General features: G+C 67.1%; 10 protein-coding genes. 5 read left to right on the plus strand and 5 right to left on the minus strand.

Annotation, left to right across the window (positions count from 1 at the left end; genetic code table 11):
- Nucleotides 1–130: 130 nt before the first annotated feature.
- A complete protein-coding gene (locus tag ACLQ7E_RS20790; RefSeq protein ID WP_411734484.1) occupies nucleotides 131–637 on the plus strand; it encodes an amino-acid N-acetyltransferase in 507 nt (168 codons plus the stop codon).
- A gap of 86 nt (nucleotides 638–723) precedes the next feature.
- Here the strand turns inward: ACLQ7E_RS20790 and ACLQ7E_RS20795 are convergent, their stop codons facing one another.
- On the minus strand, nucleotides 724–1,605 hold the full coding sequence (locus tag ACLQ7E_RS20795; protein WP_411734485.1) for a LysR family transcriptional regulator: 882 nt from the start codon (nucleotides 1,603–1,605) through the stop codon (nucleotides 724–726).
- Between the two features lie 176 nt (nucleotides 1,606–1,781).
- Here ACLQ7E_RS20795 and ACLQ7E_RS20800 point away from each other — a divergent pair, with 176 nt between their 5' ends.
- Nucleotides 1,782–2,798, plus strand: a complete 1,017-nt coding sequence (locus tag ACLQ7E_RS20800) for a YeiH family protein (protein ID WP_411734486.1) — start codon at nucleotides 1,782–1,784, stop codon at nucleotides 2,796–2,798.
- 42 nt (nucleotides 2,799–2,840) lie between these two features.
- On the opposite strand, the gene ACLQ7E_RS20805 is transcribed toward ACLQ7E_RS20800, so the two are convergent.
- A complete protein-coding gene (locus tag ACLQ7E_RS20805; RefSeq protein ID WP_411734487.1) occupies nucleotides 2,841–3,836 on the minus strand; it encodes an A/G-specific adenine glycosylase in 996 nt (331 codons plus the stop codon).
- Nucleotides 3,837–3,939: 103 nt separating this feature from the next.
- On the opposite strand from ACLQ7E_RS20805, the gene ACLQ7E_RS20810 reads away from it, so the two are divergent.
- Nucleotides 3,940–4,569, plus strand: a complete 630-nt coding sequence (locus ACLQ7E_RS20810; RefSeq protein WP_411734488.1) for a hypothetical protein — start codon at nucleotides 3,940–3,942, stop codon at nucleotides 4,567–4,569.
- Between the two features lie 30 nt (nucleotides 4,570–4,599).
- Here the strand turns inward: ACLQ7E_RS20810 and disA are convergent, their stop codons facing one another.
- The 3 genes from disA to ACLQ7E_RS20825 all read right to left on the minus strand — a co-directional run bounded on the left by disA (nucleotide 4,600) and on the right by ACLQ7E_RS20825 (nucleotide 8,368).
- Complete coding sequence (disA, locus tag ACLQ7E_RS20815) at nucleotides 4,600–5,676, minus strand: DNA integrity scanning diadenylate cyclase DisA (RefSeq protein ID WP_411734489.1); 1,077 nt, start codon at nucleotides 5,674–5,676, stop codon at nucleotides 4,600–4,602.
- 120 nt (nucleotides 5,677–5,796) lie between these two features.
- Nucleotides 5,797–7,185, minus strand: coding sequence for a DNA repair protein RadA (gene radA / locus ACLQ7E_RS20820; RefSeq protein WP_411734490.1), 1,389 nt, complete (start codon nucleotides 7,183–7,185; stop codon nucleotides 5,797–5,799).
- A 55-nt stretch (nucleotides 7,186–7,240) separates the two neighbouring features.
- Entirely contained in the window at nucleotides 7,241–8,368 is a 1,128-nt protein-coding gene (locus ACLQ7E_RS20825) for an FUSC family protein (RefSeq protein ID WP_411734491.1), read from the minus strand.
- A gap of 225 nt (nucleotides 8,369–8,593) precedes the next feature.
- Between ACLQ7E_RS20825 and pstS the strand changes: the two genes are divergently transcribed.
- Both pstS and pstC read left to right on the plus strand, forming a co-directional pair.
- Nucleotides 8,594–9,712, plus strand: a complete 1,119-nt coding sequence (gene pstS, locus ACLQ7E_RS20830) for a phosphate ABC transporter substrate-binding protein PstS (protein WP_411734492.1) — start codon at nucleotides 8,594–8,596, stop codon at nucleotides 9,710–9,712.
- 151 nt (nucleotides 9,713–9,863) lie between these two features.
- The coding region (pstC, locus tag ACLQ7E_RS20835) for a phosphate ABC transporter permease subunit PstC (RefSeq protein ID WP_411734493.1) at nucleotides 9,864–10,762 on the plus strand (899 nt) is incomplete at its 3' end.

Consider the following 10,762-nt stretch of genomic DNA (forward strand, 5'->3'; position numbering starts at 1 on the left):
CGAAACATGAAATTCGCCGGGGGGGGCGCATACCAAAAGTAGGCCGGCCCCAGGCGTTTTTGCGTCAATGCGCCCCGGGGGCGGCTACACAATTCACGGCGGGCGCAGGCGCCGGGCATAGGATACAAGAATGGAATCCTTTACCGTCAGGCGTGCGAAGACCAGTGATGTGAAAAGCATCCGCGACCTTGTCAGGCCGCTGGCCGAGGACCGCGTGCTGCTGGAAAAGGAAGCGGTCGCCTACTACGAGAACCTGCAGGAATTCTTCGTCGCCGAGGACGCCGACGGCAATGTCATCGGCTGCGGCGGACTGCACGTCATGTGGGAAGACATCGCTGAGGTCCGCACCCTGGCCACGCATTCGGCCTGGCGCGGCCACGGCGTGGGGCACCGGCTGCTGTCGAAGTTGCTCGACGAGGCGCGCGATCTGGGCGTCTCACGGGTCTTCTGCCTGACCTTCGAGGTCGACTTCTTCCTGCGCAACGGGTTCACGGTGATGGCCGAGCAAAGCGCAGTCGACCCGGAGGTCTACTCCGAGCTCCTGCGTTCCACCGATGAGGGCGTGGCGGAATTCCTGGACCTCGCGAGGGTCAAGCCCAATACGCTGGGCAACACCCGGATGATTACCAACCTCTGAGCAGTCGATCCGGCCGCGGGATTCCTGGACAGGGGCCCACGCGCCGTCCCCTCGCGGATCGATGCCCCACGGAAACTGGCTGCGGTTCAGCGCCCTGACTGGGCCTGCGCGCAGATGTCCAGCAACATGGCCGCCGGTCCCTGCAGCGTGGCGGATCCGCGCCAAATGGCCTGCAGGTTCCGCACCAGGTTTCCCTCGCGCAGGGGCACGTCGACGAAGCTGCCCATGCGCAGGGAGTTTTCCACGGCCAACCGGCTCAGCATTGCCGGGCCCATGCCGGCGGAGACCGCCTGGCAGATGGCCGAGTTGCTGTTGAACTCCACGATGGGCGTGGCCCTTGCCGTGCCGACGCGTTCGTCGAGGAAGGCCCTGGTCCCCGAACCTGCCTCGCGTTCCACCAGGTGCGTCGTCGCCACCTGTTGGAGGGTGACGGGTTCATTGCGGGTGGCCCAGGGGTGGCCGTGCGGGGCGATGAGCACCAGCTCGTCGGTCCATACCGTTGCGGAGGACAGTTGCGGGGGGACATCCGGGGTCTCGACGAATCCGAGTGCGACGTCCCGGTTCTGCACCACGGCAATGACCTCACTCGAGTTCATGACGCGCAGCCTGGTCTTGATGTGCGGGTCGGCCTCCTGCAGGCGGCCGATCCACGTTGGCGCCAGGTGCTCGGCCACCGTCATGCTGGCCGCGAACGTGAATTCCCTGTCCGCCGGGGCGGCCAGTGCCTGCGCGCCGGTCCAGAGGGTGTTGAGGCTCTGGAGCGCTTCGCGCGCCCATTCGACGGTCAAGGCCCCTTCCTGCGTGAGCTTCGACCCGGTGGTGGCACGGGTCAGCAACGGATAGCCCAGGCGCCGTTCCAGGGTCTTCACTGCCCGCGTCGCGTTCGACTGGGCCATTCCCACGGAGCGGGCGCCGGCGCTGAGGCTGCCGTGGTCGGCAATACCGACCAGCAGCGCGAGCGAGGACATTTGTATCCAATGCTCAATCCGGGGTGTGTGGTCAACGATTCCATCCATATCAACATCATATGTCCGTGATGGTCAGGCTGTGTCTACCCGTGACGGACCGGGCGTGAAAACGTCGTAGTATGCGAAAAGAAGACATATCACTCGAATCCCGGAGGACCATTCCGGCGCCGAAAGCCGTGGAGCCGGCTCAGGCACCGGGCCCCGATTCGGGGTTCCGCCGCCTGCTGCCCGGCCTGGTTGCCTGCATCATCGGCGGGGCGATCGCATTGGCCGCAGCCAAGCTGCTGCCCGGGGCCAGCCCGCTGCTGATTGCCATCCTGCTTGGCGCGATATGGCGCAACACGATGAATGTCCCTGCGATCCTGATGCCCGGGGTGACGGTGTCTTCCAAGAGGCTGCTGCGCACCGGCATCGTGCTGTTGGGTCTCCAGCTTTCGCTCTCCCAGATCCTGGGCCTCGGTCCGGGGGTCTTGCTGGTGGTGCTGCTCAGCGTCGGCGTGACCTTTGGTGCCGCCATGCTCATCGGCAAGTGGCTGGACATTGAACTGCCGCAGCGCCTGCTGATCGCCGCCGGCTTCTCCATCTGCGGCGCGGCCGCCGTGGCGGCCACCGAAGGCGCGACCAAGGCCAAGCAGGACCAGGTGGCCACGGCCATCGGCCTGGTGGTGCTCTTCGGCACCCTGATGATCCCGATCGTCCCCGCGCTCGGCTCACTCATGGGCATGAACGATGAGGCCATCGGCATGTTCATCGGCGCCTCGACGCATGAGGTGGCCCAGGTGGTCGCCGCAGGCGGCGCGGTCAGCTCCAGCGCCCTGGCCGTGGCCGTGACGGTCAAGCTCGCCCGCGTGGTCACCCTGGCCCCCATCGTGGCCGGCGTGAGCATCTACATGCGCAAGAAGCATGACGTGACGGATGCCAAGAAGCCGCCGCTGGTGCCGCTGTTCGTCCTCGGATTCATTGCCATGATGCTGCTGCGCACCACCGGCTTCGTGCCGGAGGGGTTGCTGGATGCGGCCAAGGTGGCCCAGACCTTCCTGCTCGCCGCCGCGATGTTCGGGCTCGGACTTGGCGTCCACCTCAAGAGCCTGATGCGTTCGGGCAGCCGCTCGCTGGTGCTCGCGGCCCTGGCAACGCTGGTGATCCTGGTGGTTTCGGCCGCCGGAACGATGCTCTTCCCGCCCGCCGGCTGACGATGCAGTCGCCTGCCGCGGCCCATGTCCGGCAAGGCCCGGTCAGCGCGGCAGGCGAATGCCGGTCGCACCTTGCTGGGCGAGCCCGTCTGCCAACAACGAGTCCAGTGCCCGCTCGCGCTGTTCGGCGAGGGCGGGGAGCGCATGCAAGGTCACCCACGCCTCATGGGCAGGGTCTCCCTGCCGGGCGGAGACGGTGATCCTCGGCTTGCTTGCCACGACCGCCAGATCCGGGGCCCCGAGCAGCTCTTCCCGGTTCACCGGACCCGGCGAATGCCGCAGCACCGCCATCATGGCCCCGCGCACCTGCCTGTCGGTTCCGTGCCACGGCTGGCCCTTGGGCTTGTAGTGCGGCTCGGGGCGCCCGGCGGCGATCCAGGCGCACTGGTTGAGGACCGGGCAGTCCTCGCAGCGCGGGGAGCGTGCCGTGCACACCAGCGCACCGAGCTCCATCACCGCGATGTTCCAGTCGTTGGCCAGCGCCGTGCCGACGGTGTCGCCCGGCCCCGCGGCGGGCAGCAATCGTGCGGCCAGCGCCAGTTCCGCGGCGTTCTGGTTCTGTTCGGGCAGCGCCCGGCCGCTGACCAGACGGGCATGGACGCGGCGGATGTTGGTGTCCACCACCACGGTGGGGACCTTGAAGGCGAAACATGCGATGGCCGCGGCCGTATAGGTGCCGATGCCCGGCAGCGCGAGCAATTCGGCCTCGGTTCCCGGGACCTTCCCGCCATGCTCGTCGGTGATGACCACTGCAGCCGCATGCAGACGCAGGGCGCGGCGCGGATATCCCAGGCGCCCCCAGGCCCGCACCGCTTCGGCGACCGGCTCGGCCGCCAGCGCCGCGGGGGTGGGCCACCGCTCCATCCAGGATTCCCAGACCGGGCGCACCCGCACCACCGGGGTCTGCTGGAGCATGAACTCGGAGACCATCACCGCCCACGGGTCGGCCGCGGGGCCGCGCCACGGCAGATCGCGTGCGTTGGCGGAATACCACGCGGTGATGTCGTGGTGGATCTTCTCCAGGTCGGGGTGGGGCACGGTGGGGGCGATCCTTTGCGTTTCGGGGCAAATGCTGGCGATATCACTCTAGCTGGCGGCGTGGGAGTCGACCGCGGAAGCAATGGCTTCGTAGCCTTGAGGTATGGCACAAAAGCAGGTCCGTTCCACCCGCCCCTCCGCACGGGTCTATCGGCGTCGTCGACTCGCGGTGCTCATCGCCACGCTCGTTCTCGTCGGGCTTTTGACGTGGGCGGGATTCGGCATCGCCTCGCTGCTGCGCCCCTCCGACCCGGGCGCGGCCCCGGCGGACCCGGCGGCAAGCCAGACGGTCGCGGGTTCCCCGCAGGCATCCGGGGTCCCGTCCACGGAGCCTTCCGCTGAAACCCCTGGATGTCTCGAGGGGGATGTGGTCGTGACCGCATCAACCGCGCAGGTCACGCATGGGCCGGCGGAGGACCCGGTGCTGGTGATGACCATCAAGAACGCGGGGACGACCGACTGCATGGTCAATGTGGGCACCAGCCAGCAGGATTTCTCCGTCATGAGCGGCGCGGACCGGATCTTCTCCACCTCGGACTGCGTGGAGGATCCCACCGACACCGAAATCACGGTCAAGCCGGGCGCCAGCGAAACCGCCCGCTTCACCTGGACCCGGGTGCGCAGCGCCCCGGGCTGCAAGTTCGTCGCAGCCAAGCCGCGTCCGGGAACCTACGGCTTCAGCGCGAAGCTGGGGAACGTGAGCAGCGAGACCGCGAGGTTCGAGCTGCGGTAGCCGCTCCGCTCGGCGGCGGGTAGGTGGTTCCTAGATGAAGCGGTCGAGCAGGGACGACTCGGCGACGCGGGACAGGCCCTCGCGCACCGTGCGGGCCCGCTGGTCGCCGATCCCGTCCACCGCCATCAGGTCCTCGATGTTGGCGGCCATCAGGCGTTGCAGGCCGCCGAAGTTGTTGACCAACCGGTCGGCCACGGCCCGCGGCACCGCCTTGATGCCGGCCAGCAGCCGGTGGCCCTTGGGCGTGACAACTGCCTCGAGCGAATCGATGCCGGGGTTGATGCCCAGGATGGCGGCGAACTTGCCCAGGTCGATCAGGTCGGTGGAATCGAGGCTTTGCAGCTTCTTCAGCGCCGCCTCGATGTCCAGTTCCTCGCCGCCCAGGGTGGAGTAGTCCTTCAGCAGCAGGTCGGCGCCGGGGCCGAGCCCGGCGGAGAGCTCGTCGAGCTGCAGCGCCAGCAGTCGCCCGTCTGCACCGAGCTCGAGCACGTATTGCGCGATCTCCTCGGAGATGCGCCTGACCATTTCCTGGCGCTGCAGCACCGCTGCGACATCGCGGACGGTGACAACCGCCTCGATCTCCGCAGCCGAGAGGGCGCTGGTGACCTGGTCCAGGCGCGAGCGGTAGCGTTCCAGGGTGGCCAGGGCCTGGTTGCCGCGGGCCAGCACCGGTTCGGAGCCCTCGAGCAGGTAGCGGATGCCCTGGACGTAGAGGGCGATGATGTGCATCGACTGTGAGACGGAAACGACCGGGAAGCCGGTCTGGATGGCGACGCGTTCGGCGGTGCGGTGGCGGGTGCCGGACTCCTGGGTGGGAAGGGTGTGGTCGGGGACCAGCTGCACCCCGGCGCGCAGGATGTTGGAGCCGTCCCTGTCGCAGACGATGGCCCCGTCCATCTTGGCCAGTTCGCGCAGGCGCGTGGGGGAGAAGGCGATGTTGATGTCGAAGCCGCCGGAACAGATCGAGTCCACGACCCTGTCGTGCCCCAGCACGATCAGCGCGCCGGTGCGGCCGCGCAGGATGCGTTCCAGGCCGTCGCGCAGCTCCGTTCCGGGTGCGACACGGGCCAGGGTGGCGCGCAGGGCACCTTCGGGGCTCTTCGACATGGGCGAGTTCCTTCCAAGGGGTGACTACTACCTATGGTATGGCCAAGGTGGACCCGCCAAGCCCGAAAATGCGCTTGGGGAGGCGACTTCGGTACCCCTTTGTTACCGAAAGAACAGGGATTACCCGGTTTTGACGCGTTGCTCGAAGGCGATGTCGAGCGCCTCGTGCACGGAGGAGACGGTAAAGACCCGGATCGAGTCCGGGATGTTCTTCGGCGGCTGCGGGGAGGCGGGCACCATGGCATAGCGGAAGCCCAGCCGTTCGGCCTCGATGATCCGGCGCCCGATCTCCGGTACGGGGCGCACCTCGCCGGCCAGGCCGACCTCGCCGAAGGCCACGAACTGCGGCGGCAGCGGGTGGTTGTGCATGGAGGAGGCAAGTGCCAATGCGGTGGCCAGGTCGGTGGCAGGTTCGCTGAGCTTGACCCCGCCGACGGTGGCCACGTAGGAATCCAGGCCGCCGAGCTCCATTTTGGCCCGGGACTGGAGCACCGCCAGGATCATCTGGGTGCGCGCTGCATCCAGGCCGCTGGTGGCACGGCGGGGGATGGCACTGGTGGCCCGTGAGAGCAGGGTCTGAACCTCGGCCACCAGGGGCCGTCGGCCCTCGAGGGTGACGGTGATGCAGGTGCCGGGAACCGGGTCCTTGGTGCGGGTGACAAAGAGCCCGGAGGGGTCGGCCAGGCCCTCGATGCCGGCCTCGGTCAAGTCGAAGCAGCCAACCTCGTCGGTGGGGCCGTAGCGGTTCTTCAGCGCGCGCAGCAGGCGCAGGCGGGAATGGCGCTCGCCGTCGAACTGGCAGACCACGTCCACCAGGTGCTCGAGCAGCCGGGGCCCCGCGATCGAGCCGTCCTTGGTGACGTGGCCTACCAGGATGGTGGTCATGTTCCGGCGCTTGGCGGCGTTGATGAGGGAGGCGGCGACCTCGCGGACCTGGGAGACGCCGCCGGCGGTGCCGTCGACCTCGCCCGAGGCCAGGGTCTGCACCGAGTCGATGATCAGCAGGTCGGGGTCGATCTTTTCCACCTGGCCCAGCGCAATGCCCAGGTCGGTTTCGGCGGTGAGGTAGAGCGTGTCGGCCATGGCGTCGATGCGTTCGGCGCGGACCTTGACCTGGGCGGCGGATTCCTCGCCGGTGATGTACAGGACCGTGCGGTCGGTTCGTGCGGCGCGTGCGGCCACGTCCAGCAGCAGCGTTGACTTGCCCACCCCGGGTTCCCCTGCCAGCAGGATGACGGCGCCGGGGACCAGCCCGCCGCCGAGCACACGGTCCAGTTCCTCCACGCCGCTGGTGCGGTAGGAGGCGGCGCTGGCATCGACCTCCCCGATGGGCTGTGCCGGGACGGCAATGCTGGTGGCGGCGGTGGTCTTGGCGGTGACGGCGCCCATTTCCTCCACGGTGCCCCAGGCCTGGCATTCGCCGCAGCGACCCACCCATTTCACGGCGCTCCACCCGCATTCCGCGCAGCGGTAAGCGGGGGAGGATTTGGTGCGGGTGCTCTTTGCCATGTCCTAGATGCTAGCGCCCGGTACCCACGCTTTGGCTGCGCGGCGGCTGTTTACGCTACAGGCGCGGCAGCAGGGCCACGGCTTCCTCATGGCTGGTGCCGGTGGCCTCGAGCAGGTCAACCACCAGCGGGCGCAGCAGCAGCACCATGCCCTCGCCCTGCAGTCCGCTGACCTGGAGGGTCGTGGGATCCAGCCGGGCCGCGCATTCGGCAAGCTCGCGTCGAGCCCGCCCCACCGCCTTTCGGTAACCGGATTCCTTGGTCTCCAGCACCGCATAGCCAAGGGCGTTGACGGCCTCTGCGAGTTCAGTCAACAGGCTTGCCACGGACTCGACCCCGTGGTCGGTCAGGGCGCCATGGGTGATCACGGTGGTCAGCCTCCGGGCCAGGACCCGGGCGTTGCGCACCGCCAGATCGGTCTTCTCCGCCGTGACCTTCAACCGGTCCAGGTCCGAGCGGTGCCGGCGGTGTGCCGGGGCCAGGGTGGCCACCTCGCGGGCCATGTTCAGGGCCGCAGGCAGTGAGTCCATAAGCTGCTGGGTTCCCCGGGCGCGGACCAGCGCGTGGAATGCCAGGGTGGTGTCCGAGGCGCTCACGGCGCGCCCGCATTCGTGCAGGATGCCGGCGAGCTCGGCCAACAGCTTGCCCAGCTCGGCAGTGGGCGTGCGGCGCGGGTCGCGGGGAAACACCATCATGATCAACAGGCCGCACAGGGAGCCGACCACCGCGTCAATGGAACGGCTGAACGGGCCCGCGGCCCCGATGGGCAGCAGGACCACCAGCACCGACTGCAATCCCAACTGGGTGGAGAAGATGGGGCCGGAATCCAGGAACCTGGCAATCACCAGCGACAGGAAAAGGACAAGGGCCGCCTGCCACAGGCCGCTTCCGAGCAGCGTCAGCAACAAATCACCGACCGCCACGCCCAGGGTGCAGCCAATGGCGACCTCCATGGAGCGGCGCACCGTGGTCGCCGTGCCGAATCCGAGCACCAGCAGCCCGCTGGTCGCGGCAAAGATCGGGTCGACGTGCCCCAGAAGCTGCTCGGCAATCCAGTAGGCCAGCACCGCGGAGACTGTCATCTGGATGATCTTGGGGAACGAGGTTCCCACGCGGCGCACGCCAACCCGGTTGCGGCGCATGACGAACGACCACGCGCCGCCGGCAGATGATCCGATACCCATGGGCACCAGTCTGTCACGGCACGGGCATACCACTCACAAGTGTTAATCGTGACGCGAAACACTGGGTCGAAACGCCCTTGTTCACCTTGCGTTCACCTTCATCGGAGCCACTGGTTACCTCCGGGGAATAACTTCGTATTGAAGCGATGTGCCGGGGTGTGCATCGCAGGGGACCGAATCATGACGATTCGTTCCATCACTCAGGCATTTGAAAGAGGATTACTCGTGAAGCTTCATCGCATTGGCAGCGCGGCTGCTGTTCTTACCGTTGCCGCACTGGCCCTTACCGCCTGCGGTTCCGACAGCCCGACCGCAACGGCCGGCACGGATGCCTCGACCAGCGGCTCCGCCGCGGGCGCAGTCACCGGCACGTTGACCGGCAGCGGTGCTTCTTCGCAGAAGTCCGCCATGGAAGCCTGGAAGGCCGGCTTCGAAGCCGCCAACGCCGGCACCATGGTCCAGTACTCCCCGGATGGCTCCGGCGCAGGCCGCAAGGCCTTCCTTGCAGGCGGCGCACAGTTCGCTGGCTCGGATGCCTACCTGAAGGACGAAGAGATCGAGTCCTCCAAGGAAGTTTGCGGCCCCGAAGGTGCCTTCAACGTTCCTGCCTACGTTTCCCCGATCGCGGTTGCCTTCAACCTGCCGGGCGTTGAGACCCTGAACCTTGATGCAGCCACCATCGCCAAGATCTTCAAGCTCGAAATCACCAAGTGGAACGACCCGGCCATCGCCGCGACCAACGATGGTGTGGAGCTTCCTGACACCGCGATCACCGTTGTGCACCGCAACGACGAGTCGGGCACCACCGAGAACTTTGTCGACTACCTCGCGGCTGCCGCGAAGGACGTCTGGACCTACGACGTCTCCGGTGACTGGCCCAAGGACCTCGCCAGCGAAAACGCCAAGGGCACCTCCGGCGTTGTGGCAACCACCACCGCCACCGAGGGCGCAATCACCTACGCCGACTTCTCCGCCGTCGGCAAGCTCGGCACCGTGAACGTGAAGGTCGGCGAAGAATTCACCGAGATCTCCCCCGAGGCAGCAGCCAAGGGCGTCGAGGCAGCCACCCCGGTCGAAGGCCGCGGCGCGCTGGACATGTCCCTGGACCTGAAGCGCGACACCACCGAGTCGGGTTCCTACCCGATCATCCTGGTTTCGTACCACGTGTTCTGCTCCACCTACAAGGACCAGGCCACGGTTGACCTGGTCAAGAGCTTCGGCGAGTACGTGCTCTCCGACGCCGGCCAGAAGGAAGCTGCAGGCTCCGCCGGCAACGCCCCGCTGTCCGCCAAGATGAGTGAAGCCGCCATCAAGTCGGTTGACTCGATCAAGGTCGCTTCCTAACTTGCAAAATTGCCTTCCGGGGATATCGATGTCTTGCTTCGATATCCCCGGAAGGCGCAGTAGCATCTGACTTGACCCCCTCCACCATCCCAGCGCGAACGGCAGTTCGATCCCCCATAGCCGTTCGCTCAACATCCTAAGGCTCACCCATATGACTACCAACGCGCTACGGCGCAGCGGATCCAAGGGACAAGCCGGAGACAAGATCTTCTCCGGTGCCGCGCTTGGCGCGGGCATCCTGATCCTCGTAACACTCCTTGCGGTAGCGGTCTTCCTGCTTATCCAGGCCTTGCCCGTATTCACCGCCGACCCCACGTTGGTCAGCGGCGGCGAAGGCTTCGCCACCTACATCTTCCCGATTGTCATCGGCACGGTGATCGCCGCGGCCATCGCCCTGCTGATCGCAACGCCGGTCGGCATCGCCGTGGCGCTGTTCATCTCGCACTACGCTCCGCGCCGCCTGGCCGCGGGCCTTGGCTACGTCATCGACCTGCTGGCAGCAATCCCCTCGGTTATCTACGGTGCCTGGGGCTACCTGGTGCTGGCCCCGGCGCTGGTCCCCAGCTACCAGTGGCTGGCCGAGAACCTCGGCTTCATCCCGCTCTTCGACGGCCCGGCCTCGCAGACCGGCAAGACCATCCTCACCGCGGGTATCGTGCTGGCCGTGATGGTGCTTCCGATCATCACCTCGCTGAGCCGCGAAATCTTCCTGCAGACCCCGAAGCTGCACGAGGAAGCGGCGCTCGCCCTGGGCGCCACGCGCTGGGAAATGATCACCATGTCGGTGATTCCCTTCGCCCGCCCGGGCATCATCTCCGCGGTCATGCTCGGCCTCGGCCGAGCACTAGGCGAGACCATGGCAGTGGCCCTGGTGCTCTCCACCGGCGCGTTGATCCCGTCGCTGATCAAGTCCGGCAACCAGACCATCGCCGCCGAGATCGCCTTGAACTTCCCTGAAGCATCCGGCCTCAAGGTGAGCACGCTGATCGCTGCAGGCCTGATCCTCTTCGTCATCACCCTCGCGGTGAACATGCTTGCCCGCTGGATCAT

Origin of the sequence: Paeniglutamicibacter sp. (genome assembly GCF_046714615.1) — a bacterium.
GTDB lineage: Bacteria > Actinomycetota > Actinomycetes > Actinomycetales > Micrococcaceae > Paeniglutamicibacter.